Origin of the sequence: Campylobacter concisus (assembly GCF_002912895.1) — a bacterium.
Taxonomy (GTDB): Bacteria; Campylobacterota; Campylobacteria; order Campylobacterales; family Campylobacteraceae; genus Campylobacter_A; species Campylobacter_A concisus_G.
On sequence record NZ_POZX01000057.1, the window covers coordinates 24,856 to 50,622 of the forward strand.

Annotated in this window: 27 protein-coding genes; 22 read left to right on the forward strand and 5 right to left on the reverse strand. The window is 35.8% G+C overall.

Annotated elements, in window-relative coordinates:
- Positions 1-51: 51 nt before the first annotated feature.
- Positions 52-1,083, reverse strand: a complete 1,032-nt coding sequence (locus tag CYP51_RS06390) for a 3'-5' exonuclease (protein WP_103624814.1) — start codon at positions 1,081-1,083, stop codon at positions 52-54.
- Between the two features lie 63 nt (positions 1,084-1,146).
- Between CYP51_RS06390 and waaC the strand changes: the two genes are divergently transcribed.
- Genes waaC through CYP51_RS06430 form a run of 8 tightly spaced genes read left to right on the forward strand, consistent with a single transcriptional unit; the run spans position 1,147 to position 7,919 of the window.
- Positions 1,147-2,121 carry a lipopolysaccharide heptosyltransferase I gene (gene waaC, locus CYP51_RS06395; RefSeq protein WP_103624815.1) on the forward strand — a complete coding sequence of 325 codons (975 nt, stop codon included), beginning with the start codon at positions 1,147-1,149 and terminating at the stop codon, positions 2,119-2,121.
- Positions 2,114-3,007, forward strand: coding sequence for a lipid A biosynthesis lauroyl acyltransferase (locus CYP51_RS06400; RefSeq protein ID WP_103624816.1), 894 nt, complete (start codon positions 2,114-2,116; stop codon positions 3,005-3,007). Before waaC ends, CYP51_RS06400 begins: the two co-directional genes overlap by 8 nt.
- Entirely contained in the window at positions 3,001-3,705 is a 705-nt protein-coding gene (locus tag CYP51_RS06405) for a glycosyltransferase family 2 protein (protein WP_103624817.1), read from the forward strand. The genes CYP51_RS06400 and CYP51_RS06405 overlap by 7 nt, the downstream gene beginning before the upstream one ends.
- Entirely contained in the window at positions 3,702-4,763 is a 1,062-nt protein-coding gene (rfaQ, locus tag CYP51_RS06410; protein WP_103624818.1) for a putative lipopolysaccharide heptosyltransferase III, read from the forward strand. The genes CYP51_RS06405 and rfaQ overlap by 4 nt, the downstream gene beginning before the upstream one ends.
- Positions 4,764-4,767: 4 nt before the next feature.
- A complete protein-coding gene (locus CYP51_RS06415) occupies positions 4,768-5,841 on the forward strand; it encodes a glycosyltransferase family 4 protein (protein WP_103624819.1) in 1,074 nt (357 codons plus the stop codon).
- Entirely contained in the window at positions 5,838-6,635 is a 798-nt protein-coding gene (locus CYP51_RS06420) for a polysaccharide deacetylase family protein (RefSeq protein WP_103624820.1), read from the forward strand. The genes CYP51_RS06415 and CYP51_RS06420 overlap by 4 nt, the downstream gene beginning before the upstream one ends.
- Positions 6,635-7,141 carry a hypothetical protein gene (locus CYP51_RS06425; protein WP_103624821.1) on the forward strand — a complete coding sequence of 169 codons (507 nt, stop codon included), beginning with the start codon at positions 6,635-6,637 and terminating at the stop codon, positions 7,139-7,141. The genes CYP51_RS06420 and CYP51_RS06425 overlap by 1 nt, the downstream gene beginning before the upstream one ends.
- A complete protein-coding gene (locus tag CYP51_RS06430; RefSeq protein ID WP_103624822.1) occupies positions 7,134-7,919 on the forward strand; it encodes a glycosyltransferase family 25 protein in 786 nt (261 codons plus the stop codon). Before CYP51_RS06425 ends, CYP51_RS06430 begins: the two co-directional genes overlap by 8 nt.
- 8 nt (positions 7,920-7,927) lie before the next feature.
- Here the strand turns inward: CYP51_RS06430 and CYP51_RS06435 are convergent, their stop codons facing one another.
- The 3 genes from CYP51_RS06435 to CYP51_RS06445 are packed head-to-tail and all read right to left on the reverse strand — an operon-like array spanning position 7,928 to position 10,764.
- Entirely contained in the window at positions 7,928-8,686 is a 759-nt protein-coding gene (locus CYP51_RS06435; protein ID WP_103624823.1) for a polysaccharide deacetylase family protein, read from the reverse strand.
- A complete protein-coding gene (locus tag CYP51_RS06440) occupies positions 8,683-9,732 on the reverse strand; it encodes a glycosyltransferase family 4 protein (RefSeq protein ID WP_103624824.1) in 1,050 nt (349 codons plus the stop codon). The genes CYP51_RS06435 and CYP51_RS06440 overlap by 4 nt, the downstream gene beginning before the upstream one ends.
- Positions 9,733-9,735: 3 nt before the next feature.
- Positions 9,736-10,764 (reverse strand): glycosyltransferase family 2 protein, encoded by a 1,029-nt coding sequence (locus tag CYP51_RS06445; protein WP_180997743.1) that lies wholly within the window; start codon positions 10,762-10,764, stop codon positions 9,736-9,738.
- Positions 10,765-10,850: 86 nt separating this feature from the next.
- Between CYP51_RS06445 and CYP51_RS06450 the strand changes: the two genes are divergently transcribed.
- Entirely contained in the window at positions 10,851-12,023 is a 1,173-nt protein-coding gene (locus tag CYP51_RS06450; protein WP_103624826.1) for an O-antigen ligase family protein, read from the forward strand.
- Positions 12,024-12,081: 58 nt separating this feature from the next.
- On the opposite strand, the gene uvrA is transcribed toward CYP51_RS06450, so the two are convergent.
- Complete coding sequence (gene uvrA, locus CYP51_RS06455) at positions 12,082-14,910, reverse strand: excinuclease ABC subunit UvrA (RefSeq protein WP_103624827.1); 2,829 nt, start codon at positions 14,908-14,910, stop codon at positions 12,082-12,084.
- A 174-nt stretch (positions 14,911-15,084) separates the two neighbouring features.
- On the opposite strand from uvrA, the gene CYP51_RS06460 reads away from it, so the two are divergent.
- The 13 genes from CYP51_RS06460 to CYP51_RS06520 all read left to right on the forward strand — a co-directional run bounded on the left by CYP51_RS06460 (position 15,085) and on the right by CYP51_RS06520 (position 25,766).
- Positions 15,085-15,369, forward strand: coding sequence for an NADH-quinone oxidoreductase subunit I (locus tag CYP51_RS06460; RefSeq protein WP_103624828.1), 285 nt, complete (start codon positions 15,085-15,087; stop codon positions 15,367-15,369).
- A gap of 109 nt (positions 15,370-15,478) precedes the next feature.
- The gene (gene ndk, locus CYP51_RS06465) at positions 15,479-15,892 is read left to right on the forward strand and encodes a nucleoside-diphosphate kinase (RefSeq protein ID WP_103624829.1); all 414 of its coding nucleotides are present in this window, start codon (positions 15,479-15,481) and stop codon (positions 15,890-15,892) included.
- A gap of 16 nt (positions 15,893-15,908) precedes the next feature.
- Positions 15,909-16,268, forward strand: coding sequence for a hypothetical protein (locus CYP51_RS06470; protein WP_103624855.1), 360 nt, complete (start codon positions 15,909-15,911; stop codon positions 16,266-16,268).
- Positions 16,269-16,279: 11 nt separating this feature from the next.
- Positions 16,280-16,426 (forward strand): 50S ribosomal protein L32, encoded by a 147-nt coding sequence (gene rpmF / locus CYP51_RS06475; RefSeq protein WP_103624830.1) that lies wholly within the window; start codon positions 16,280-16,282, stop codon positions 16,424-16,426.
- 3 nt (positions 16,427-16,429) lie between these two features.
- Positions 16,430-17,419: a phosphate acyltransferase PlsX gene (gene plsX, locus CYP51_RS06480; protein WP_103583523.1), complete on the forward strand. Its 990-nt coding sequence runs from the start codon at positions 16,430-16,432 to the stop codon at positions 17,417-17,419.
- A 3-nt stretch (positions 17,420-17,422) separates the two neighbouring features.
- On the forward strand, positions 17,423-18,430 hold the full coding sequence (locus CYP51_RS06485) for a beta-ketoacyl-ACP synthase III (RefSeq protein WP_103624831.1): 1,008 nt from the start codon (positions 17,423-17,425) through the stop codon (positions 18,428-18,430).
- 235 nt (positions 18,431-18,665) lie between these two features.
- On the forward strand, positions 18,666-19,265 hold the full coding sequence (locus CYP51_RS06490; RefSeq protein ID WP_021091673.1) for a peroxiredoxin: 600 nt from the start codon (positions 18,666-18,668) through the stop codon (positions 19,263-19,265).
- Between the two features lie 123 nt (positions 19,266-19,388).
- On the forward strand, positions 19,389-20,471 hold the full coding sequence (locus tag CYP51_RS06495) for a PilZ domain-containing protein (RefSeq protein ID WP_103624832.1): 1,083 nt from the start codon (positions 19,389-19,391) through the stop codon (positions 20,469-20,471).
- An 8-nt stretch (positions 20,472-20,479) separates the two neighbouring features.
- On the forward strand, positions 20,480-22,768 hold the full coding sequence (locus CYP51_RS06500; RefSeq protein ID WP_103624833.1) for a helicase HerA domain-containing protein: 2,289 nt from the start codon (positions 20,480-20,482) through the stop codon (positions 22,766-22,768).
- Between the two features lie 59 nt (positions 22,769-22,827).
- Positions 22,828-23,439, forward strand: a complete 612-nt coding sequence (plsY, locus tag CYP51_RS06505; protein WP_103624834.1) for a glycerol-3-phosphate 1-O-acyltransferase PlsY — start codon at positions 22,828-22,830, stop codon at positions 23,437-23,439.
- Complete coding sequence (locus tag CYP51_RS06510) at positions 23,436-23,762, forward strand: dihydroneopterin aldolase (RefSeq protein ID WP_103624835.1); 327 nt, start codon at positions 23,436-23,438, stop codon at positions 23,760-23,762. The genes plsY and CYP51_RS06510 overlap by 4 nt, the downstream gene beginning before the upstream one ends.
- Positions 23,763-23,838: 76 nt before the next feature.
- The gene (hsrA, locus tag CYP51_RS06515; RefSeq protein ID WP_021091657.1) at positions 23,839-24,510 is read left to right on the forward strand and encodes a homeostatic response regulator transcription factor HsrA; all 672 of its coding nucleotides are present in this window, start codon (positions 23,839-23,841) and stop codon (positions 24,508-24,510) included.
- Positions 24,511-24,548: 38 nt separating this feature from the next.
- A complete protein-coding gene (locus tag CYP51_RS06520) occupies positions 24,549-25,766 on the forward strand; it encodes a sensor histidine kinase (protein ID WP_180997744.1) in 1,218 nt (405 codons plus the stop codon).
- Position 25,767 lies beyond the last annotated feature (1 nt).

Genomic DNA, 25,767 nt, shown 5'->3' on the forward strand with positions numbered 1-25,767 from the left:
TAATTCCATAGAGTAGAAAAAGATATTTTGCGGCTTAAAAGCGTAGAATTTCTACTCCTCGTCCAAATTTATTTCAGGTAGTTTCTCTTCGGCAAAACTCTTATCTTTTTTTGTAGCTGACACAACCTCACTCGCTTTTTTTAAAAGCCCATCAAGCCCTTGTCTTGCCAAACGCTCATTTAGCTGCTCTGGCGTATCTTTTGTGCCGTCAAGATCGCTAAAATCATCAAATTCTTCATCGTCTTCTTTTTGAACCTTGATCTCGTAATCAAGCTTGCCATTAAGTCTAGCTAGCTCGTCGCTTATCGCAGTGCAAAAGACCTCAGTGTATCCTCTATGAGCGCAGTTTTTGGCTAAAAATTCACTCATCACGTTTAGGTGATTTATATAGTCATCTTGCAAGATATTTGCCTGTAAAAGTTCAAATTTTAAAAAGAGCCAGTAGGTATTAAGCACGTCACTTTCGCAGTATTCGTTGATCTTATCAAGCTCGCCTGCATAGTATAGTTCAAGCACTTGATCACCGTGCACATCGTACTTGCCAGGTAAATTTAGGCTAGTACAAAGAGTATCTAGTTTTAGCCCTCTTACACTTCCAAAATCGCTTATAAAATCAAGCAAATCAAGATGAAATTTAGGCGAATATCTGGCTCTATAGTTTTCCCATTTATTTTTATTTAGCTCTTTGTTTTCGCTCTCGTAATACGCCGCCGCGTTTAGGTTGTAGCGCATCGCACGCACCATTAGCATCGGTAGGTCAAAGCCACGACCATTAAAGCTAACAAGCCTAGGATTGTAGTCATTTATAAATTTTAAAAATTTAGCGATGATCTCACACTCGTCTTTGCCCTCCATCGTGCTAACTTTTAAAAATTTGCCATACTCATCAGCCATAACAGCAGAGATAGCCACGACTCTATGAAACATCACAGGCAAAAACTCACTCCCACTGGCCTCTTTTTGCAGCGCCATCGCTTGCACGCTCACATCTTCATCGCTCCCATCAATGCCATAAATTTTTCTTATCAAATTTGCATCAGGTATCGTTTCGCAGTCAAAGACACAGATGTAACTTTTCGCCATTTTAGCCCTTTTTTAAGCATTTTTTTTTAAAATCATACCAAAAATTTATATCTAAAGTGATCAATGCAAAACAAAAATCAACTAAAAATAGCCATCGTCAAACTCTCCGCTCTTGGGGATATCGTGCACGCAGCTATTGTGCTTCAGTTTATCAAAAAGCACTACCCAAATGCCCATATCACGTGGCTAGTTGATGCTCGTTTTGCAAGCCTTTTAAAAGATCATCCGCTTATCGACGAGCTAGTCGTTTTACCGCTTAAACAAAGCTTTAAACAAAGCTACAAGATACTAAAAACGCTTGGTAAATTTGACAAAGTGATCGATCTGCAAGGGCTTTTTAAATCAGCCGTCGTCGCAAAAATAATAGGCAAGCAAACTTATGGATTTAGTAGAGAAAGTGTCAAAGAAAAGATCGCAGCTAGGCTTTATAGGCATAAATTTAAAATTGATTACAATGAAAATATAATCATTAGAAATTTGGCACTTGTGGCTTTCGCTCTAAATTTTAGCTTTGAAGTAAGTGAAATTTTAGAAAAAGCACCTTGCTTTGAAGTAAGTGAAATTTATAAAAACGAAAGTGGCAAAAAACGTGTTTTAATTGCTGCCTTTGCAAGCGAAGAGAGCAAAATTTATAACAAATTTAAAGACGTGATTAGGCTACTTGATGGATGTGAAATTTGCCTTTGCTACGGAAGTGAGAGCGAGAAAGTAAGAGCTGAGGCGATCATCTCAGGCACCTCAGCAAAGCTACTTGAAAAACTTAGCATAAAAGAGATGATAAGCTTCATTACAAGCTGTGATTTAGTAATTGGCAATGATAGTGGCCTAACACACCTTGCTTGGGCGATGAATAGGCCTTCTATCACACTTTTTGGTAATCGTCCAAGCCACAGAAATGCTTACATCACGGATAAAAATTTAGTTATAGATATGGGCAAGCAAATAGACGCCAGAAGTATCGATAAAAACGACTTTTGCATAAGAGAGATTTTTCCAGAAACGGTTGCAAATTTTGCAAAAAGGCTACTAAATGGATAGGCTCTATCTGGCTGGCTTTTATACTTTAAAATTTTTTATATTTTTACTGCCTAGCTCACTTAGAGATTTGCTCGCTAAATTTTTAGCTTTTTCGTATATGAAGCTTAATAAAAAGCGACTTCACGTCGTTATGACAAATTTAACTCTTGCATTTGGCGAGTCAAAAACCAAGGAAGAGAAGCTTAAGATCGCTAAAAAATGCTACTACAACTTCGCAAAATACCTTGGTATAAATTTCATCCTCAATCAAAACACGACAAAGCAAAAAGTGCTTGAAAAAGTTAGCTTTAAAAATGAGCATAATCTGCTTGAAGCACTTAAGCTTGATCGTCCGATTATCGTGACGACCGCGCATTTTGGACAATGGGAGCTTTTTAGCTTAGCGATGGCTGCTCGTTTTGGTGCAGTCTCAGTGCTTGGCAGAAAGCTTGATAGTAGCGTCATGGATAAAATTTTAAGAGCCAACAGAACGCAGTTTGACGTGGAGCTCATTGACAAAGATGGCGGCGCAAAAGATATCTTAAAAGCTCTAAAAGCTAGGCGAATAGTGGGAATTTTAGTCGATCAAAATACCGCTCCAAAAGATGGCATAAAGGTGAAATTTTTTGGTAAAGATGTGCTTCACACGCCAGCTGCGAGCGTGCTAGCTCAAAAAACAAACGCACTAATAATTAATGCATTTATCTATCAAAAATATGAAAATATAAGTGAAATTTGCTTTTCACCAGCCATTGATATAAATAAATTTGACAAAGAAGAGGCGGTTCAAAAAGTAACGCAAATGCAGTGTAGCACGTGCGAAGAGATGGTTAGAGCAATGCCTGAGGAGTACTTTTGGTTTCACCAAAGGTTTAAGAGATTTTACGAAAATGAGTATAAATGCTAAGTGTCGTCATCTTAACTTTCAACAGCCAAAAATATCTACAAGAAGTGCTAGAAAGTACAAATTTTGCTGATGAGGTCATCGTGGTTGATAGCGGCTCACGAGACAGCACAAGGCAAATTTGTGATGGCTTTAGCAACGTGAAATTTCACGAGCAAACTTGGCTGGGATTTGGCACGCAAAAGCAAAAGGGCGTGGATCTAGCTAAAAATGAGTGGGTCTTTGTGCTTGATAGCGACGAGGTGATCACAAATGAGCTTCAAGATGAGATCATCAGTACGCTAAAAGAGCCAAAATTTATGGCTTACAACGTAGCTAGGCTAAATTTCTTCTTTGGCAAAGCGATCAAAAATATGGGACTCTATCCAGACTACACAATAAGACTTTTTAACAAAAATTTTGCAAAATTTGATGGTAGAGCCGTGCATGAAAAGGTCATTTTAAATGACGGCTCACAAAGGCTTGGAGTACTTAAAAATCACTTCTTGCACTACGCATATGAGAGCATCGAGCAGTTTATAGCTAAACAAAATCGCTACTCAAGCATGGGAGCAAAAAAGAATTTATTTAAAGCTCTAACAAGCCCAGTGTGGACATTCTTTAAGCTTTACGTGCTAAAGGGTGGCTTTAAAGAGGGCTTTACTGGCTACGTTATAGCCAGACTTTACGCTCAGTACACATTTTGGAAATATATAAAATGAAAATATTAGTAATTAAATTTAGAAATATCGGCGATGTGCTTTTGACTACGCCGCTCATTGAAAATTTGCACCACTACTACCCAGATGCAACCATCGACTTTGCTCTAAACAAAGGTACAGAAGCGATGATCGAGGGAAATCCTCACATAAATAAAATTCACATTTACGATAGACAAAGTGCAAATTCTGGCTTTTTTAAAAAGCTAATTACTGAAATAAAATTTATAAAAGCCATCAAAAAAGAAAAATACGATATGGCCGTGCAAACAACCACGGGAGACCGCGGCATCATCATCTCAAAATATGCAAAGACCAAAAAAATAGTAGGCTTTCTTGGCAAAAATCAATCAATAAATAAACTTCTAAACATCAAAGCAAAATACTATGAAAATTTTTCACATACGATCGATCATAATCTAAACGCTTTAAGGGCTTTGGGATTTGAACCGGTTAGCAAAAAGGTGAGTGTATTTTCGGACGAGAGTGTGGAGCATCTAAATTTACCAAAACGCTTTGTACATATGCATCTTACAAGCCGCTGGATGTTTAAATGCGCAAATGATGAGAGTATGGCAGAGCTCATCGACTACTGCGAAAATGAGCTTGGTGTAAAGGTCGTACTAACAAGCGACAATAAAGAAAATGAGCTAGAAAAGCTAGCAAGCGTACTAAAAATTTGTGAGAGCGAGCCTATAAATTTAGGTGGCAAGCTAAATTTGAAACAAACGATCGCCCTATCAAAGCACTCAAGCCTTTTTATCGGTGTTGATACTGCTATAATGCACATCGCTGCGGCAAATGACGTGCCAGTCATAGCCTTTTTTGGTCCAAGCAATGCTTTTGAGTGGGGGCCTTGGGATAACTCACTTATGGAAAATGGCTACACAGCGCAAAATGGCATACAAAGCATGGGCAAACACATCGTCTATCAAAAAGACTGGGACTTTGTGCCTTGCGATAAAGAGGGCATAGCAAAGCATGGCATAGAAAAGACATTGATGGATTTTAGCGACGAAATGCCAAAAATAAAAGCCAAAATAAAAGAAATTTTAGGATAGGTAGATGAATATTCTTCACACGCAGACACTTTTTAACTGGGGTGGCGAGCAAAATAAGACGCTAAATGAGATACGTTTTATGCGCGAGATGGGTCACAATGTCATACTTTTTTGTAACCCAAACTCTCATATAGAAAGTATTGCAAAAAAAGAAGGCTTTAGTGTTATAGCACAAGAGATGAATAAGAAAAATTTTCATAAAAGCGTACCAGCACTTTGCGAAGCGATAAGCTCAAACAAGATAGATATCGTAATCACGCATGGCTCGACTGATAGCTGGGTTGGAGCCGTTACTGGACTATTTTACCGAAGTAAGGGTGTTAAATTTTACAAGGAAAGGCATAATCTTTTTCCTATAAAAGGCTTTCTTTCAAAACTCATGCACAAAAAACTTTTTGATAAAATTTTATACATCTCAGATAGCGTCAAAGAGTATCTTCTGAGCATAGGCGTTAGCGAAGATAAACTAGTTTTTATGCCAAGCACAGTCGATGTGGAGGCGATAGATGCTACAAAAAGTACGTTTAGAGATGAGTTTAATATATCTCAAGATGAGCTAGTCATCGGCACTTTTACCTCACTTTACCGCAAAAAAGGAGTCTTTGACTTTGCAAGTGCCGCAAAAGAAATTTTAAAGTCAAAGGATGCGACTATTGTATTTTCTGGCAACATTAGCGACGGCACAAAAGAGCAGATCGCCTCTATGTTTGATGAAAAAGATAAGATCATATTTACTGGATTTAGAAATGACGTGGCAAATGTTATAAAAAGCTTTGACATCTACGTATTTGCTTCGCACTCTGAGGGGCTTGGTACTGTATTGCTTGAAGCAATGAGCTCAAAAGTGCCTATCGTAGTCTATGATAACGCCCCGATGAACGTGCTAGTTAAAGACAAAGAGCGTGGACTTTGTGCTAAAAATTTAGATGCAATTTCGCTAAAAGAGTGCATTTTGGAGCTGATAAATGAGCCTAAAAAAGCCAAAATTTACTCACAAAACGCCTTTAAATTTGTGGATGAAAACTTTAGCCACAAGGCGCTAAAAGAAGCTATTAAAAATTTACTGGAGCAAAAATGAACTACCCAGTTTGCGTGCTAACGATGCACCACTGTAATAACAATGAAAACGACTTTGCCATTAAACCAGAGCTATTTAAAAAAGCACTTCTTATGGCGTTAGATGAGGGCTATAAATTTATAAACTACAGCCAGTTTAAAGATATAGCTAGTGGCCGAGCAAAAGCCTCAAGAAAGAGCATTTTACTAACTTTTGATGATGGATATTTTGATAACTATAAATTTGCATTTCCTATCCTAAAAGAGCTAAAAATTCCAGCTGTGTGCTTTTTGATAACAGATAAGATCAAAAATTTTAAAAGACAAGATTACGACTTTGCATTTAAAAAACATAAAGAAATAGACTACGAAAAAGATGCGGAGTATTTTTTAAATTTAGACGAGATCAGGCAGATGCAAGAGAGTGGCCTTTTTGAGTTTGATAGCCATACAGCGAGCCACTTTTCTTGCAAAAGTAACGATGAAGAAAAATTAAGAGAGGAATTTTCTAGCTCGCTAGCCAAGATAAAAGAGCTATTTCCCGAAAAACAAGAATTTGGCTTTTGCTTTCCAAAAGGACACTTTAACGAGCTTTCACTAAAAGTTGTGAGAGAGTATTATGACTTTGCTTTTAGTGTCATAGATGGCGGATTTTGCGCAGGAGATGATAAATTTAAGATAAGACGTATCGATATATCAAACAATGCAAAGAGCGAGAGTGATTACATTTTTAGAGTTAAAAAGAAGCTTTTTATCTATTCTACACCGGTGCTAGGAAATTTATATTCAAATTTTAGAAATAGAGGCTATAAATAATGCTTGAAGCATTAAATGAGACTTGTAAAGAAATTTTAAAAGATAAAAAACGAGCCTTAATCGCTCTTACTGGGCTTCACGGTAGTGGCAAAAGCACACTTGCAAAACAAATTAGAAAAAATGGATTTAAAAACTTTAAACCTTATCAAATCGCTGTAATCGATGATGATGTAATGAGCCTAAATTTATTTATAGCTCGTCCAAAGATAAAAATCAAAAGCGATCATCAAGATGAGTTAAAACCATTTTTTAAATTTATCATGCCATTTGTAAAAGTCGTAATATACGTAAGCGCAAATCCACTTTTACGCATAAGCAAATGCGATATACTTTGTATTTTAAACGCTGATGAAGAAGCTCGAATCGCTGGAATTTATAAAAGAAATTCTAGTGACGATTTAATCAACACACAAAAACATATAAATAAAAAAGAGCTTGATCTAGCAGGCCTTACATATAAAGTCAAGTTAGAATTTGACTTAAAAGTTGGAGCAAAAAATGAATAATCCCATCTATGTAATATCATTAAAAAGAGATGAAGAGCGAAGGCAAAATTTACAAAGACAATTTAAAAGATATGATGAATTTAAAATAATAGATGCAGTTGATGCTAAAAATTTTAGCGTCAATGAGTATTACAGCGCCATGATAGATTGCTTGTTAAAATCTTGTGATGAAGATTATAAATTTAAGATACCGCCATTAATTGCGACACCAGGTGAGCTAGCATGTACAATGTCACACATAAAAGCTTATGAGGATTTTTTACAAGGCGATGCGGAATTTACTTTAATATTAGAGGATGATGTTATTGGAAATGACGAACTAATAAATGAAGCCTTTTTGCTATGCAAAGATATAAGTAGTGATAGCATTTTGATATGCGGTGTGCAAGATGGATTAAATAGTAGATTTCGTGCTTTTGGTAAAAAAATAAAAGAAAATTTATATCTTATCTCACCATACTCATACGCTAGTATATATAGAACGGCTGCTTACATTCTAACAAGAAAGAGTGCAAAAGCTCTGCTTGATTTTTACAAAGATGGCCTTTACGGAGCCGATAAATGGGAAGCGATCCTAAAAAACACTGATCTAAAAATGTACTTTAGCAACATCTTTTCTCATCCAGAGGAGCTAAATAGCTCTAGCCTAGAAATCCAAAGAAAGCAAAAAGAGAAGATAAATTATCTTTTTAAAAAATCTAATAAAAATTTCTCATACAAAATTTCAAGATTTTATGAAAAACATATAGCTAAAAATGAGAGAATTTTTACAAAGTAAAATTTCTCTTAAGATTTTAGTGTTGAATATAGTGAGCCCAAAAGGTCATTTTGATAGATAAATAGTGTCTTTTTTAGCCAGTTTGCATCTTTTTTTACCGCTATTCGCCTTATATCATCAAGCACACCATCAGATTTATTTATCCCACGCTTTGTTGTAAAAAAAACCTCATAGCCAACGCTTTTTGCCACATTTTTTAGCTCATCATTAAATTTACCTCTTGGCCAGCAAAGTAGCTTGTCATCAAAGCCAAAATTTTTATACATAAATTCTTTGCACTTTGTAAAATTTTCTTTCATTTCACAAATACCAAAATAATCATCAAAATGCGTATAAGTATGCGAGTGAAAGTCAAAGCACTCTTTCATCTTTGCTATTTCCTCGTAGTTTAAAAATACATCTTCAGGTCTAGTTGGTGCAGCATTTTTGTATTCGTTATGATCTAGCTCTATAAACTCGCCACTTTTTCTACTCGCCTGCTCTATCCAGCCAGCAACTAAAAAAATAGTCGCTTTAAGATTAAATTCCTTGATAATAGGATATGCGTAAACAAAATTATCCTTCCAGCCATCATCAAATGTGATAAAGACACTCTTTTTAGGCACGCTAAGCTCACCTTTTTTATATGCCACAAACTCGGCCGAACTTAGCGACTTGTAGCCATTTTGAGCCAAAAATTTCATCTGATCTCTAAACTCATCTACACTACTTGCAATAAACCCACTTTTTTTAAGCACATGATGATACATTAAAACTGTTACGCTCATTTTGCAAGTTCCATATATAAATTTTGAGTGTTCTCTATCATTTTTTCGATACTAAAAACCTCTTTTACATACTCTCTGCCAAACTCACCCATCTGTTTTCTTAAATTTTCATCCAAAATAAGCCTTTCAAGCACCTTTTTAAGCCCCTCTTTATCGCCATTTTGAAATAAAAATCCACTCTTTCCGTCGCTTACTGCCTCGCCAAGACCTCCCACGTCGCTTCCGATGGTAGCCAGCTTACACGAAGATGCCTCAAGTAGCGCTCCACCGATGGCCTCCATATCTGAAGGTAACACACAAATATCAAGTGAGCCCAAAAAATCGCTCACATCGGTTCTATTGCCGAGCATAAAGATATTTTTTTTATCTTTTATATACTCTTTTAGGTTCTCATTTTGAGGACCGTCACCTACGATAAAAAGAGCTGAATTTTCTAAATTTAGTTCACTAAATGCATCGATTAAGAGCTTGTGGTTTTTAGCAGCCCTTAGCACTGCAACGATACAAACACCCACTACATCGTCACTTAGGCCAAATTCTTTTTTCATGTTTATCTTAAATTCTGGTGTGTATTTTTGCGTATCAATGCCAGTGTAAATTTTTAGCACCTTCTCTTTTTTGACGCCTCTTTTTATAAGATCTGCACATACCGAGTCACACACACCGACTACTTTTGTACTTAGATTATAAGGCAAAGGCGATGTTATAGGTAGCTGCAAATGCCTAGTACGAACCACACTAACGCCACAAATTTTACCCACTATAGCGCCTATTGTGCCGTCTTTGCCTGAGTGAGTCGAGATGATTTTTATATTATTTTGCTTTACAAATTTGCAAATTTTTAAAATTTCAAAGATATTAAAAGACTTTTTGAGATTAAACTCAACAAATTCACACTCTATTTGCTTCTCAAAGCTTTTTGAGCCAGGATTTAGCCCATAAAAAACCTTAAATTTGCTCTTATCTAGTCCATTTATTACACGCTGAGTGCGGTGTTCCTGTCCGCCAAATCCAAGAGAGCTTTCAAGCTCAAGTATATTTATCATCTTCTACTCTTTAAATTCTTTCATTTTTTTATTTGACAAAAAGCCATTTATTGTATTAAAGATTTTTAAAATTTTTGATACATTTTCGTACGATTTTACATTTTTTAGCACTTTAAGCAAAATTCTCTGCTTTAGTCTAAGCTTTGAAAAACCAGATGAGTTTATGATGCTATCAATATCTTCATAAAAAAGATCAAGTGCCTTTACATAGCTACTATTTTTAAGATTTGGTCTTGCCGAAATAGCTGGCATATAGACGCTTTTTATCTTTCTAAGCTCTAGATCTGACACCATTTCAAGAGCTAAATTTTTGTTTTTTAAAATTGAGATTATGTCGTCATAAACAAATTTATGATCCATCACAGCTTTTAATTTTTCAAAGCCAGCAGTGTTGTTGTCTCCTATCTTATAGTAATAAAATGCCTTGTTTAGCTTTACAAGAGTTTTTGAAGCGATAACATTCCTTACTACAGTGTGAAAATCTTCAGCTTGCGTGATCCCAACTGGAAATAAATTTTCTTTTAAAATTTTAGTCCTAATCGCCTTGTTTGCCGCATTATGCAAGACTTTGTTGTGCCTTGAGGCTAAAAGCCTTTTTAGATACTCATTTTTATCGATTGCGCCATCCTCTTTTGTCTCAAAATCCTTAAAAAGGAGCTTTTTATGACCATAGACCTTACACATATCTGTTATCACTATGTCGGCATCAAATTTTTCTGCGATATCATAAACACATGAAGCATAATCCTTTTCTACATAGTCATCAGCATCTACGCAGATAGTATATTTACCACTAGCTAATAATATACCGTCATTTCTAGCAGCACTAACACCAGCATTACTCTTTGTTTTTAATATTATTTTATCTTCATATTCTTCTAATATTTCTAGCGTATTATCAGTACTTCCATCATTAATAACTATAATCTCAATATCATCCATGTCTTGAGATATAAGCGAATTTAAACAATCCCTAATGTGCTCTTTTTTGTTAAAAACAGGCACTACAAAGCTTATTTTCACATCAGGCACGATACTTCCTTTTAATTTTTGTTTAATTGTATATTATTTTTAGTTCAGCAATGATAAAATGCCCATTTAAAATTTAAAGGATCTGCATGAAAAACGATATTGTGTCTAAGCTCTACAATCTCTTTTTAGTTATTGTCTTATTTACACTGCCAGTAACTGAGGGCTTAAAGCAAATTTCACTTACACTTTTTGTCTTGGCTGGAATTTATATTTGCGTCAAAGAAAAAAAGCAATTTAAATTTGATCTCATAAATATCTCACTATTTATCTTTGTTTTGGCTACTTTTATAAGCTGCTTGGTAAATGGAGTTTCTGCATCAAGAGCGCTTGATCCGCTAAGGTGTATGCTATTTTTCTTTGTAGCCAGAAGTGTTGGCATAGAAAAAATAAATTTTAAAATTTTATTTTTTGCCTTATTTGCTGGTTTGATTGCTGCATTTATCCCTGCTTGTGTAGAAAAATTCACTTCAAATGATCCTTTAGCACTTTTTGAGCTTAAATCAATAGGACACGTAAATCATAGCGCCATTTTTATGCTGCTAGTTTTTTGTATAGCATTAGTTTCGATAAATAGCAAAGAAATTTTTGAAAAGTATATAGGCATAAGTGTTGCTGGAATTTGCGTCCTTGGAATAATGATAGCTGGCTCTAGAGCTACAATGTATCTTTTACCAATCATTATTTTTACTTACTTGCTTTTTGAAATTTTAAATAAACAGATAAAAATAAAATTTTTATTAGGCTTGATAATTTTGTTTAGCATAATAGCTATTTCTTATATATATATATCAACGAATATTACTCAAGATCAAAGATTTTATAGTCAACTAACAAAGGGGGTCACTGGATCAGAAACTAGATATCCGATCTTTGCTAGCGCGTTTTATACATGGTTAGAATGTCCTTTATTTGGGATAGGTTCTGGTGAATTTAGGATTATTGATATAACAAAATATTTTCCAGGCAATGTTGAAGTTCATGTTGGTCACGCACACAATACCTTTTTAACATTTTTAACAGAAAAGGGCATCGTTGCCTTGCTTGCATATTTGGTATTTCAACTATCACTCTTTATAAAATTTATTAAAAATTTTAGACAAAATAGCATAGTTTTTCTTGCGCTTTTAATGCTTATGGCTAATAATATAATCTCACTTGCAAATACAACATTTCACCATGAAAATGCACTTTTAATGCTACTATTTTGGGCACTAGCTTCAAGTGCGATAGATGAGAAATCGACCTTAAAAATTAGCTAACGCTCCAACACACCTCAACCGTTTCAAATTTTACAAAGAAACGGTTGAAGCAAATTTTTTATTTTTTCTTCATTTCCTTAAGCTCTTGTGCGAGAAATTCTCCAGTGTAGCTGCCAGTTTTTTTATAGTTTTTGGCTACTTCTTTTACGTTGCCGCACGCTATCACTTTACCGCCTTTTGCGCCACCTTCTGGTCCAATATCAACGATATAGTCGCAGTTTTTAATAACATCCATATTATGCTCGATCACAAAGACTGAATTTCCAAGATCAACTAAGTGATTTAGCACCTTTACTAGCCTATCAACATCGGCAAAATGAAGCCCAGTCGTTGGCTCATCAAGGATGTAAAGCGTATTTCCGGTGTCGCTTCTACTAAGCTCTTTTGCTAGCTTTACGCGCTGCGCCTCGCCGCCACTTAGTGTGACTGCATTTTGTCCAAGCGTGATATAACCAAGCCCCACGTCTTGCAGCGTGGTGAGCTTTGAAGCGATCTTTGGCACAGCCTTAAAAAACTCAACCGCCTCATCTATACTCATATTTAGCACCTCGGCGATATTTTTGCCTTTATATAAAATTTCCAAAGTTTGAGCATTGTATCTAGCGCCATTACAAACGTCACAAACCACGTTTATATCAGGTAAAAAATGCATCTCGATCGTGATCTCGCCCTCGCCTTGGCACTTCTCGCAGCGCCCACCTTTGACGTTGAAGCTAAAGCGCCCTATTTTATAGCCTCTAAGCTTGGCCTCTTTAGTCTGCGCAAATAAATTTCTTATCTCATCCATCACGCCGGTATATGTCGCTGGATTTGAGCGTGGAGTGCGGCCGATTGGACTTTGATCAAGATATATGACCTTGTCTAAATTCTCAAGTCCGCTTAAATTTACCCCAGCTATCTTTTTCACTTTTTTAGCTCTATTTAGCTGCTCTTGTGCCTCTGGAAGCAAGGTCTGAAGCACTAGTGAACTCTTGCCAGATCCTGAAACGCCGGTGATACCCACAAGATTTCTAAGCGGAAATTTAGCGGTTAAATTTGAGATATTGTTGATATTTACATTTGAAATTTCAAGCCACTTCTCAGCTTTTCTATTTTTTTGATAGTTGATCTTTTTCTTACCATTTATGTATTGTGCAGTCTGAGTATCTGAGCTTAAAAGCTCTTTTGAGCTGCCTGCAAAGACCACATTACCGCCAAATTTACCAGCTCCAGGGCCGATATCTACGATAAAATCAGCCTCCTCTATCGTCTTTTTATCATGCTCGACGACGATTACAGAGTTGCCTTTGGCTTGTAAATTTCTAAGCGTCTTTATGAGTTTTAGTGTATCACGCTCGTGAAGACCGATGCTTGGCTCATCAAGCACATACATGACGCCACTTAGCCCGCTTCCTATCTGACTCGCGATCCTGATACGCTGCGCCTCGCCACCACTGATCGTCCTAGCATCACGCCCAAGTGACAAATATCCCAGCCCCACGTCATATAAAAAGAAAAGCCTCTCGTTGATCTCTTTTAAGATAGGCTTTGCGATCGCCTTGTCATAGTCGCTAAGATAGGCGAAATTTTTCTCATTCGAGAAAAAAGCGGTGCATTTTTCTATGCTCATATCTAAAATTTCACCAAGTCCAAGGCCAGCGACCTTGACCGCTAAACTTTGAGGCTTTAGCCTGTGGCCGTTGCAAGCGTCACAAATTTTCTCACTCATATACTCGTCAAAGTCCTTATAGTCCTTCAAAAGCCCGTGTGAAATTTTAACCACACCGTCAAATTTTCTAAGCAGTTTATTTCGCTTCCAAAAGAACTCAACTTCTTTGACATTTCCATATAAAACGAGCCTCTTTTCATCTTCGCTAAGCTCATAATAGGGCTTTTTGATATCGATGCCATTTTGCTCGCAAAAAGCAAGTAAAAATTTATAGTAATAGCTCATGTTATAGCCATAAAGTAGCTTGATCGCGCCGTTTTCTATCGACTTTTCCTCATCGATGATCTTACTCATATCTAGGCTATATCTTATGCCAAGTCCATCGCAGTGCTCGCAAGCGCCCTTTGGCGAGTTAAAACTAAAGCTTAGTGGCTCAAGCGGCGTAAATGAAATTTTACAATCAAAACAAGCCATGTGCTCGCTGTAATGTATAAAACTCTCTTTAAGCCCCAGCTCATCGGCATTTGCGATCTCTACCTCGACCTCTCCAAAGCTCTCATTTAGTGCCTTTTCCACATCACTTGCAAGGCGCTCGTGATTTTGCTCATCGATGGCGATCCTATCAACGATGACCTTTATCGTGTGTTTTTTCGTTTTAGCTAGCTCTATCTCCTCATCAAGCCTCACCACTACGCCATCTATCTGTGCCCTTACAAAGCCTTTTTGGCGTAAATTTTCGATCAAATCCGCCCATGTGCCCTTTTTCTCACGAACTAGCGGCGCATAGATGATCACTTTTGCGCCAAGTGGGAGCTTTGAAATTTCATTTATGATGTCGCTCGCACTCATTTTTGAGATAGGTTTGCCGCATTTATGGCAGTGTTGAACGCCGACCCTTGCGTATAAAAGCCTTAGATAGTCATAAATTTCTGTAATCGTACCAACCGTTGAGCGAGGGTTTTTAGAAGTCGTCTTTTGATCGATCGCAATAGCCGGCGTTAAACCCTCTATCTTATCAACATCAGGCTTACCCACGCGGTCTAAAAACTGCCTAGCATAGCTGCTAAGGCTCTCCATATATCTTCTTTGCCCCTCAGCATAAAGCGTATCAAAGGCCAGCGTACTCTTACCACTGCCACTAAGACCGGTAAAAACTACTAATTTATTTTTAGGAATTTTAAGATTTATATTTTTTAAGTTATGTTCCCTTGCGCCAGTTATTTCAATAATATCGTTCATTAAATTTATACAACCTTTTTAAAATTTTAATCTGTAAATTTAGTCTAAAAGTGATAAAAGATTTATAAAGTAGTTTTTCTAAAATTTAAGATCGTAGTTAAATTTAAGGGCTTATTTATATCATTTTCAGCTTTTTTTGATATTCTACGCCAAATTTTAATCTAAGGAGAAAAAATGTCTGTAAAAATAACTGATATATGCATAAGCTGTGGTTCATGTATTGATGAATGCCCAGTTTCAGCTATCGTTGATGATAGCGACAACCCAACTGGAGCAGATACATACTATGTTTATTCAAACAAATGCGTTGAGTGCGTAGGCTACAACGATGAGCCAGCCTGTGCATCTGCCTGTCCAACTGATGGTTGTATCGTATGGGACGCTATTGTAGCAGGACAACCTTCGCGCGATCAGATCGGTACTGATGCGCGCAATGGCTCTATTCCAGTTATTCAATAAATTTATATTTATAAATTTTTAGGCTCAAATTGAGCCTATTTTATTTTTAAGCTTTATTTGATATAATTGCCAACTTCAATTTAAATAACCTAGATTTAAGGAAAAATTTATGCAAAGAACACTTTCTATTATTAAGCCTGATGCTGTTAAGAAAAATGTTGTTGGAAAAATTATAGATAGATTTGAAAGTAACGGCTTAAGGATCGCAGCTGTAAAGAAAATCCAACTTAGCAAATGTGATGCAAAAGCATTTTATGCTGTTCATAAAGATAGACCATTTTTTAATAATTTGGTTGAATTTATGATAAGCGGGCCAGTTGTGGTTATGGTTTTAGAGGGCGAAAATGCAGTTGCTAAAAACCGCGAGCTAATGGGTGCAACTAACCCAAAAGAAGCAGCTCCTGGCACTATAAGAGCTGATTTTGCTGATAGTATTGATGCAAATGCGGTTCACGGAAGTGATAGCCTAGAAAATGCTGTGAATGAAGTAAATTTCTTCTTTGCTTCAAGAGAAATTTGCTAATTTTAGGTCAAGAAAATTGATTATATCTTTTTCTAAAATAGCAAACAAAGATATAAGCTTTGAGCTAGTAGGAAATGATAATTTAGTTTTTATTGGAATTTTAAAAAGAAAAGACCCTTTTTTGGTAAAATGTCAAGGTAAAATAAAGGGGAATGTAAATTATGTTTGCGATCGATGCGGTGAAGTATTTATGCTACCTATCGATCAAGATGTAGAGCTAAATTTAAGTGACGGTATTTATAAAGATATCGAAAATGAGCTTAGCGATACGATGGAATTTTTCGATGGCAATATTAATTTAAAAGAAGTCTTTGAGAGCGAGTTAGAAGCTTTTAAAAGTGATTATTTCTATTGTGAAAAATGTAAAAATTTATAAAGGAGAGTAAAATGGCAGTACCAAAGCGAAGAGTGAGTCATTCTCGTGCAGCAAAACGTAGAACACATTATAAAGTTACACTTCCAGTGCCCATAAAAGACAAAGATGGTTCTTGGAAAATGCCTCACCGCATAAACAAAACTACAGGTGAATATTAAAATATGATTCGCATTGCTATTGATGCTATGGGTGGTGATTTTGGTGCAGATCCTATAATATCTGGTGTTATTGATGCACTAAAAGAGACAGAATTTAAAGCTGTATTAGTCGGCGATAGCAATGTCATCAAACCACTCATTCCACAATCTTATTTAAAAAATATCGAATTTTTAGAAGCTAGCGAAGTTGTCTCAATGGCAGATGGCGCAACTGATGCGCTTAAAAGAAAAGATAGTACGATCTATAAAGCAATTGAACTCTTAAAAAATAAGGAAGTTGATGCTGTAGTTTCTGCTGGTCATAGTGGTGCAACTATGAGTTTAGCTACCCTAAGAATCGGTAGACTAAAAAATATTTCTCGCCCAGCAATTGCAACACTTATGCCAAATTCAAAAGAATCTGCGACTTTGGTTTTAGATGTTGGTGCAAATGTTGATTGCAGAAGTGAGCATTTGTTTCAATTTGCCATAATGGGTGAAGCCTATGCAAAAGAAATTTTAGGTAGAAAAGAGCCAAAAGTTGGTCTTTTATCAAATGGTGAAGAAGAGAGCAAAGGCAATGAAGTTAGCAAAGAAGCATTTAAATTAGTTTCTAGGCTTGATAGCTTTGTTGGCAATGCAGAAGGTAATCAAATTTTTGATGGCAGTATTGATGTAATGGTTTGTGATGGTTTTATGGGAAATATTCTTTTAAAAACTAGCGAAGGCGTTGCAGATGCAATAGGCAAAATCATCAAAAAACAAATTAAAAAATCACCTCTTGCTATAGCTGGCTCTGTACTCATGAGAAAAGTTTTTAAGACACTTAAAAAACAGGTTAGCTATGACGAATATGGTGGTGCACCACTTCTTGGTGTAAATGGTTGTGTTATCATAAGTCACGGCAAAAGTAATTCAAAAGCTATAAAAAATGCAATTTTTCAAGCAATAAAATTTGCTAATTCAAATATAAATAAAGTTATCGAAGAAGAACTTTCGCACTTTGCAAGGTAAAATATGCCAAAAGCTTCACTGATTTCTATCGCTTCTTATATTCCAGAAAAAATTCTGACAAATTTTGACTTTGAAAAAATGGTTGAAACGAGTGATGAATGGATAGTAAAGCGAACAGGTATCGAACAAAGGCATATTGCAACTAACGAAACAACAAGTGACCTTGGCACAAAGGCTGGTGAATTAGCTATAAAACGCTCAGGACTTGATAAATCTCAAATCGATGCAATCATCTGTGCTACGATATCTCCAGATCATCTTTGTATGCCTTCTACTGCTTGCAAAATAGCTGCAAATTTGGGTTTAAACTATGGAGTTACAGCATTTGATATAAGTGCGGCTTGTACCGGTTTTATTTATCTTTTAGAACTTGCAAATTCTCTCATTATTAGCGGTGCCAAAAAGAATGTTTTAATCATTGGAGCTGAAAAATTAAGCTCTATTGTTGACTATACGGATAGAAGCACTTGTATACTCTTTGGTGATGGGGCAGGCGCGGCTGTAATTAGTAGCAGTAATGAGAATGAGATCATTGATATTCATACGGCAAGCGATGGTAAGCAAGCTGAACTTTTAATAACTCCAGGATGCGGAAGTGTATTTCCAGCCAACGAGGAAACACTAAAAAATAGACTAAATTTCATCCATATGAGTGGAAATGAAGTTTTTAAAATAGCAGTTCAAACACTTAGCAAAAGCGTAATAGAAATTCTGCATGCAAATAAAATGCAAAGCGAAGATATTGATTTTTTTATACCTCATCAAGCAAATATAAGAATAATAGATGCAGTAAAAAATAGATTAAATTTTAAAGATGAGCAATGTGTCTTGACTGTTGCTAAATATGGCAATACAAGCTCTGCTTCAATTCCGATGGCTATAAATGATGCCTATGAAGACGGACGCATCAAAAATGGTTCTGTTTTACTTCTTGATGCATTTGGTGGCGGTTTTACATGGGGATCAGCGATTCTAAAATTTGGCGGAAAAAATTTTAGCGGCTTACAATAATTACAGCAAGTAATCTTCTAAATTTTTAGCAACGCTTTTACTGACTTCTTTCAAATACTCTTATCAATAAATTTTTAAAAATTCAAATTTTTACAACTTTTAACAAAATCCATTTTCTATTTTTCCAATAACACTAAATTTACTAAATAAAATTTTCTAAAATATGTTTAAACTAAATTTAATTTTGAATAGATATAATTTCGCAATCAATAAAATTTATTATTAAGGAGAACAAATGTTAGTAACAAAAAAAGCACCTGATTTTACAGCTGCAGCAGTTTTAGGAAACAATCAAATTGTAAATGATTTTAATCTTTATAAAAATATTGGCGAGAAAGGCGCAGTTGTATTTTTCTATCCAATGGACTTTACTTTTGTTTGCCCAAGCGAGATTATCGCATTTGATAAAAGATATGACGAGTTCAAGTCACGTGGTATCGAAGTTATCGCAGTTTCATGCGACAACCAATTTTCACATTTTGCATGGAAAGAGACTCCAGTAAACAAAGGCGGTATTGGCAAAGTTCGCTTCCCTATCGTAGCTGATATGACAAAATCAATCGCTCGCGGATTTGACGTACTTCTAGAAGATGCTGGTGTAGCACTTCGTGGCTCATTTTTGCTAGACAAAGATGGCACTGTTCGCCATGCAGTTATCAACGATCTTCCGCTTGGCAGAAATATCGATGAGATGATAAGAATGGTTGATACTATGCTATTTACAAATGAGCACGGCGAAGTTTGCCCAGCTGGTTGGAATAAAGGTGATGCTGGCATGAAACCAAGCACTGAAGGTGTTGCTGACTACCTTTCACACAACGAAGGCAAACTATAATCAATAGAAATTTCTAGGTATCCTTTACCTAGAAATTTCTCCTCCAAATAAATTTAAATACTTTTTTAATATAACTTTTTATATCATAGCCTTGGCTTTAATCAACAACATTCCGGAGACTACATGGATTTTAAAGGCAGGCAAGAGCTTGTAATAAATTGCGAAGACAGCATACTTAAATTAAGAGATAAATTTATCGATGACGGTATCAAATTTTGTAGGCAGCTAACATTTATCGTGCCGCACGATCAGGTAAAAATTTGTCTTGAAAATATCTTTGATACACTGCTTATTCAAAAGCCAAATGCTATGCAGCTACAAGATGATTTGAATAATCTAATACCAAAATCAAACGCAAGAGACGAATTAATCAATTTTCTACTTTTAAATTTGACTTTAAATTTTAGTCACTCTTGCGACAACAGTACCTTTGTAGGGTATTTCGTAAATGCCGTTTCAAGAATCAAAGAAATTTTATGCGATGCCAAAGACCAGCAAGAAACAAATGTAAAAGATATGATCGAAACCGGAACATTTTTTTATGAAGATCCGATCAATACATTCACTCGCATGAAAAAAGCCAAGGCAAGGCCAGAGCTTTTAAATTTATATGATGGATTAAATATAAAATATGAGGCTGAAATTTTAGAAGTTAAAGAAGATAGTGTCGTTTTTCGCGTGGATATGATGCAAATTTTAGCTATGAAGCAAGACGGCAAAGGTTTTATTTTGCCAAATAGCTTTTTCTCAAAGCCTTTGTGTGCAGATATCATAAATTATAATATAACAGATAAAAGTGTTACTTTTTCAAATTTCTCGTTAAATACAACAATGTATGCGTACAAAAGAAAATTCCAACGTATCTTGCCAAATCGTTTTACCAAAACTATTATCAAGGGCAAACAAGACAAGATCGAAGGTAGCCTTTATGATGTTTCTGAAGGCGGCATAAGCGTATTAAGCCCGCAAACTACAAATTTTCAAGATGGAGAAGAACTAGAAGCGACCTTTGATATCTCAATCGCGCCAGATAAAGTAAAAAACGTGACTTTAAAGCTAAGACTTGTTACAGAGCTAGCATATAAAGGCTACATAAGATACTGTATGAAGCTCATTGATGATGATGAAACGATAAAAGATTTTACGCAAAAGCGCATAAAAGAGACGCTTGACGAGCTTCGCTCACGTATAAATTTATACGAATAAGGTAGCTAGTGAAAACAATACAAGAAAATTTAAAACTTTTTTATATCGGACTAAAAGACAAAGAACCATTTTTTTATAAAAATAAGGATCTAACCACCCACGCAGCTATCATAGGTATGACAGGTAGCGGTAAAACAGGCCTTGGTATCACGCTTTTAGAAGAAGCCTGCATAGACAATATCCCTTCTATTATCATCGATCCAAAGGGCGATATCACAAATTTAGCCCTCATCTTTCCGCAGATGAGGCCGGAGGATTTTTTACCCTACATAGATGAAGCAGAAGCGGCTAATAAAGGTCAAAGTGTAGAGGAATTTGCCGCTGCTCAAGCCGAGCTTTGGAAAAACGGCGTAGAATCGAGTTTTCAAGATCTTGAGCGAGTAAAAATTTTAAAAGAGAGCGCTAGCTTTAACATCTACACACCAAAAAGCTCAGCTGGCATAGGTGTGGCGCTACTTAGCGACTTTGCCTGCCCAAATATCACTGATGAAGAAATTTTTAGCAACTATATAAACTCACTCGCAGCCTCGGTATTATCTCTTATTGGTATAAATTCTGAGGACATGAACTCAAAAGAACAGCTTCTCATCTCAACCATATTTGATACTAAATTTAAAGAGCAAAAAGATGTCAGCATCGAAGAACTCATAAATTTCATCGCAAATCCGCCTTTTAAAAAGATAGGCGTTTTTGACGTCGATACCTTCTATCCAAGCAGTGAGCGCCTAAAACTTGCCATGAAGATAAACGCGCTCATCGCAAGCCCAAGCTTTAAGGGCTGGACGCAGGGCGTTAGACTAGAAATTTCAAAAATGCTATTTGACGAAAACGGCAAAGCAAAGTGCAATATCTTTACAATCTCACACCTAAATGACGCCGAGAGGATGTTTTTTGTCACCCTTTTACTAAACGAGATCATCGCGTGGATGCGCGGAACAGAGGGCACTAGCTCACTTAGAGCGATCCTATATATGGATGAAATTTTTGGCTTTTTCCCACCAAACGCAAACCCTCCATCAAAAACGCCTATGCTTACACTTTTAAAGCAAGCTCGTGCATTTGGTCTTGGCTGCGTCTTAAGTACGCAAAACCCAGTCGATCTTGACTACAAAGGTCTTAGCAACATCGGCACTTGGTTCATAGGCCGCCTCCAAACAGCGCAGGATAAAGCACGCGTGATCGACGGCCTAAGCGGCATATCTGGCTCAAACCTAGATAAAGCCTCGCTTGAAAATCTCATATCAAATTTAGCAAAGAGAAATTTTTTAGTGAAAAATATAAACGAAGACGGGCTAAGCGTTATTTCGACACGGTGGGCATTAAGCTATCTAAAAGGCCCGCTTAGCCGCGAGCAAATTTCAAATTTGATGAAAGATAAAAAAGAAAATTTAAGCAGCCAAGGCGTAGATAAAAGCGAGATGAAATTTAGTATAAAGCCCATAATCTCAAATGAGATCACGCAACTTTATACTAATTCAAAAACCCTTACACCAAATTTATTTGCAAGCGCAAAGATAAGAATTTATGATACTAAAAAAGGCATCGATAGCGTTTATGAAGTAAACTATCTTTATGAACTAAACGAAAATGACAATGAGCCAAACTGGGATGAGGCTAGCGAAGGCTTGCATGTTAATGTAAGCAAAAATGAACCAAGTGACGCAAGCTTTGCAGCTGTGCCAAATTTCATCTTAAAAGCTAAAAATTTTGACAATATCCAAAAAGATTTTAAAGAGTATCTGTATAGAAATTTCAAATTTAACATCTTTGAAGCATTGGGAATTTATTCAAAAAACAATGAAACAAAGGAGCAGTTTTATATTAGGCTTCAAGATAAGTGCAATGAAATTTTAGAAGAACAAACCGCAAAACTCACAGCAAAATTTGAAAAAGAGCGAAAAAGCCTACAAGACAAGCTAAACAAGGCTCTAGCAAAGCTTGATAAAGAGCAAAAAGAGATGACCACAAGTGGGCTTGATGCTGCCATAAATATAGGCGCTAGCATACTTGGAGCGATATTTGGCAACAAGCTTTTATCTCGTCAAAATGCGGGCAAAATCGCATCGAGTGCAAGAAGCGCAAATAGAGTCTTAAAAGAGCGAAGTGACGTCAAGCTTAGCGAGCAAAGTGTAAATGACATAAATTTAGCCATTAGCGAACTTGAAGAGAGATTTGAAAAAGAAAGCGACGAGCTAAAAGAAGCAAATGATATAAAAAATATCACCATAAATGAAATACAAATTTCACCAAAGAAAAGCGATATCTATGACGAAAAAGTCGTACTTTTGTGGAGATGATTTATAAAATAATTAGTATTTTTTTACTATCATTTCTCTTTAAATTTAAAAGGTAAAATATGCAAAATTTAATACTTTATGCCGTTAGTTATTTGCTTGGAAGTATTCCGTCTGGCCTTATTCTTGCAAAAATTTTTGGGCATGTTGATATAAAAAACGAAGGTAGCAAGAGCATCGGCGCAACAAATGTTTTAAGAGTTTTAAAACAAAAAGATCCAAAATTAGCCAAGAAACTAGCCATTTTAACGATAGTTTGTGATGTTTTAAAAGGTGTTTTGCCACTTATTGTTGCCTCATCTTTAGGAGCTAGTCCAAGTGTGCTTTGGACTATGGCGGTTTTAAGCGTGGCTGGACATTGTTTTTCTATATTTTTGGGCTTTCAAGGCGGCAAAGGCGTGGCAACTGGAGCTGGAGTGATCGCATTTTTCTTACCAGTTGAGATCATTATCGCTCTTGTCGTTTGGTTTGTGGTCGGAAAATTTTTAAAAATTAGCTCTCTTGCTTCACTTTGTGCGTTGATAGCTCTGATTGCATCAAGCTTTATAATCCACCCAGAGTTAGATGAAATTTACACACACGCTCCGATACTAATCATCACATTTTTGGTGGTTTATAAACACATACCAAATATCGTTCGTTTAATATCTGGCAAGGAGAAAAAAGTCGTATGAAAAGCGAGATGACGACGATCATTAAAGATTATAAATTTGAAACGATCATCGGAATGCTTGATTTTGAGCGAGTCGCTAAGCAAGAAGTACAAATGAATCTAGAAATTTGCTCAACTAGTTTTATTGATTATGTTTTAATTATTGACTTCGTTAAAAATTTTTATAATGAAAGACAGTTCCAAAGCGTTGAAGAGTCGCTTGAAGAAACCAGCAAAGCATTAAAAGAGAAATTTAGCTCACTCACTAGCCTTAAAATGGAAATTTTAAAAACTGAAATTTTACCAAATGCGGTCGTCGGAGCAAAAATCAGCACTGTTTTTTAAAAATTTATTAAAGTATCTTGAAATGTTGCTTAATTTATGATACAATCGCCAATAAATTTTAGTTTAAGGAAATAAAATGCGTATTTTAATAGTAGAAGATGAAGTAACGCTAAACAAGACGATTGCTGAGGGCCTACAAGAGTTTGGCTATCAGACAGATAGCTCTGAAAATTTTAAAGATGCTGAGTACTATATCGGCATCAGAAACTACGACTTAGTTTTAACTGACTGGATGCTCCAAGATGGCGATGGCATAGATCTTATAAATATCATCAAACACAAATCTCCACGCACTTCAGTTGTAGTTCTTTCTGCAAAAGATGACAAAGAAAGCGAAATAAAAGCACTTAGAGCTGGTGCTGATGACTATATCAAAAAGCCATTTGATTTTGATATCTTAGTAGCTAGACTTGAAGCTAGACTACGCTTTGGTGGTACAAATATTATAAAAATTGATGAGCTTATCATCAATCCAGATGAGGAAAAAATCACATATTTGGGTCGTGATATTGAGCTTAAGGGCAAACCTTTTGAAGTCTTAACTCATCTTGCAAGACACTCAGATCAGATCGTATCTAAAGAGCAACTGCTTGATGCTATCTGGGAAGAGCCAGAGCTTGTAACTCCAAACGTTATTGAAGTCGCTATCAACCAAATCCGCCAAAAAATGGATAAACCACTAAATATTTCAACAATTGAAACTGTTAGAAGACGCGGATATAGATTTTGTTTTCCCAAAAAAGCCTAAGGAATAGATTTATACTACAATTAGCATCTGGTGCTATGATGCTAATTGTAGTTATTTCGGTAATGCTTTATCACTATATAAGGGTTACCGTTTTTCAAAGTGTAGTTAATGAGCTAAACTATCAAGCAGAAGCTTATAAAAAAAATCCTCAGAATTTCAATCCTTTAAATTCAAAAACATTTACGATAGAAAATCCAAATAAAACTCTAGCAACGATAAAAACAGACGAGCCACAAGATAAAGAAACATATATCGTAACACAAAAATCAAAGGATCAGAGTAAAACTTTTTTAATAACAAAACTCGATGAAAGCAGTTATTTAAGCCTAGAAAAAGATACTACTCTTCAAGCCCATATAGTAGAAGAAATTTTTATAGATATTATAATCGTAAATGTATCAGCGATACTTTTGGTACTTTTTTATGCGCTATTTTTATCAAGGATGCTTTTAATACCTATAAAAATTTTGAGTCACAAACTTACAAATTTAGACGAAAAATTTCTTCATGAGATCGATATAAAAAGTCTACCAGATGAGTTTTTACCACTTGGACAGAGCATAAATAGGTTAATCTCTCGAATCCAAACATTTGTCTTATACCAAAAAGAACTTTTTGTAGGCGTGGCACATGAGTTAAAAACACCGCTGGCTGTAATGAAAACAAAAAATGAAGTTACGCTTTTAAAGCCACGCGAGAGTGAAAAATATATCGAGGCTCTAAAATCAAACAATGAAGCTATAAACGGCATGAACGCAATGATAAGTTCTGTGCTTGAGATCGGCCGTCAAGAAGGAGCTCAGTTTGAAGAGCCAGTAAATACCGATATTATAGGATTTTTAAAAAAACTTACGAAAAACTATGAGATACTTGCGAAAAATGATGAAAAAAATATAAAACTGGACTTAAAGCCAGAAATTTTAAATCTAAAAATACAAACTAGCTTACTAACCCACATTGTGCAAAATTTTGTTCAAAATGCCATTAAATTTTCACCAAAAAATAGCACTATTACGATTAGCTCTAAGCTTATAAAAAATAAATTTATCATCGAAGTAATAGATGAAGGAATAGGCATAGATGAGAGCAAAGATTTATTTGCTCCATTTAAAAGATACGGCGACAAAGGTGGTGCTGGGCTTGGGTTGTTTCTAGCTAAAGGTGCAGCGCAGGCTCTTGGTGGCGAAGTAGATATTAAAAATAGAAACGATAGAAGCGGTGCAGTCGCAAGCCTAGTTTTAAATATAAAAGGATAAA

Bases quoted from the DNA above. Each gene is read 5' to 3' on its own strand.
- CYP51_RS06390 (WP_103624814.1), bottom strand. From the start codon at position 1,083: ATGGCGAAAAGTTACATCTGTGTCTTTGACTGCGAAACGATACCTGAT.
- waaC (WP_103624815.1), top strand. From the start codon at position 1,147: ATGCAAAACAAAAATCAACTAAAAATAGCCATCGTCAAACTCTCCGCT.
- CYP51_RS06400 (WP_103624816.1), top strand. From the start codon at position 2,114: ATGGATAGGCTCTATCTGGCTGGCTTTTATACTTTAAAATTTTTTATA.
- CYP51_RS06405 (WP_103624817.1), top strand. From the start codon at position 3,001: ATGCTAAGTGTCGTCATCTTAACTTTCAACAGCCAAAAATATCTACAA.
- rfaQ (WP_103624818.1), top strand. From the start codon at position 3,702: ATGAAAATATTAGTAATTAAATTTAGAAATATCGGCGATGTGCTTTTG.
- CYP51_RS06415 (WP_103624819.1), top strand. From the start codon at position 4,768: ATGAATATTCTTCACACGCAGACACTTTTTAACTGGGGTGGCGAGCAA.
- CYP51_RS06420 (WP_103624820.1), top strand. From the start codon at position 5,838: ATGAACTACCCAGTTTGCGTGCTAACGATGCACCACTGTAATAACAAT.
- CYP51_RS06425 (WP_103624821.1), top strand. From the start codon at position 6,635: ATGCTTGAAGCATTAAATGAGACTTGTAAAGAAATTTTAAAAGATAAA.
- CYP51_RS06430 (WP_103624822.1), top strand. From the start codon at position 7,134: ATGAATAATCCCATCTATGTAATATCATTAAAAAGAGATGAAGAGCGA.
- CYP51_RS06435 (WP_103624823.1), bottom strand. From the start codon at position 8,686: ATGAGCGTAACAGTTTTAATGTATCATCATGTGCTTAAAAAAAGTGGG.
- CYP51_RS06440 (WP_103624824.1), bottom strand. From the start codon at position 9,732: ATGATAAATATACTTGAGCTTGAAAGCTCTCTTGGATTTGGCGGACAG.
- CYP51_RS06450 (WP_103624826.1), top strand. From the start codon at position 10,851: ATGAAAAACGATATTGTGTCTAAGCTCTACAATCTCTTTTTAGTTATT.
- uvrA (WP_103624827.1), bottom strand. From the start codon at position 14,910: ATGAACGATATTATTGAAATAACTGGCGCAAGGGAACATAACTTAAAA.
- CYP51_RS06460 (WP_103624828.1), top strand. From the start codon at position 15,085: ATGTCTGTAAAAATAACTGATATATGCATAAGCTGTGGTTCATGTATT.
- ndk (WP_103624829.1), top strand. From the start codon at position 15,479: ATGCAAAGAACACTTTCTATTATTAAGCCTGATGCTGTTAAGAAAAAT.
- rpmF (WP_103624830.1), top strand. From the start codon at position 16,280: ATGGCAGTACCAAAGCGAAGAGTGAGTCATTCTCGTGCAGCAAAACGT.
- plsX (WP_103583523.1), top strand. From the start codon at position 16,430: ATGATTCGCATTGCTATTGATGCTATGGGTGGTGATTTTGGTGCAGAT.
- CYP51_RS06485 (WP_103624831.1), top strand. From the start codon at position 17,423: ATGCCAAAAGCTTCACTGATTTCTATCGCTTCTTATATTCCAGAAAAA.
- CYP51_RS06490 (WP_021091673.1), top strand. From the start codon at position 18,666: ATGTTAGTAACAAAAAAAGCACCTGATTTTACAGCTGCAGCAGTTTTA.
- CYP51_RS06495 (WP_103624832.1), top strand. From the start codon at position 19,389: ATGGATTTTAAAGGCAGGCAAGAGCTTGTAATAAATTGCGAAGACAGC.
- plsY (WP_103624834.1), top strand. From the start codon at position 22,828: ATGCAAAATTTAATACTTTATGCCGTTAGTTATTTGCTTGGAAGTATT.
- CYP51_RS06510 (WP_103624835.1), top strand. From the start codon at position 23,436: ATGAAAAGCGAGATGACGACGATCATTAAAGATTATAAATTTGAAACG.
- hsrA (WP_021091657.1), top strand. From the start codon at position 23,839: ATGCGTATTTTAATAGTAGAAGATGAAGTAACGCTAAACAAGACGATT.
- CYP51_RS06520 (WP_180997744.1), top strand. From the start codon at position 24,549: ATGCTAATTGTAGTTATTTCGGTAATGCTTTATCACTATATAAGGGTT.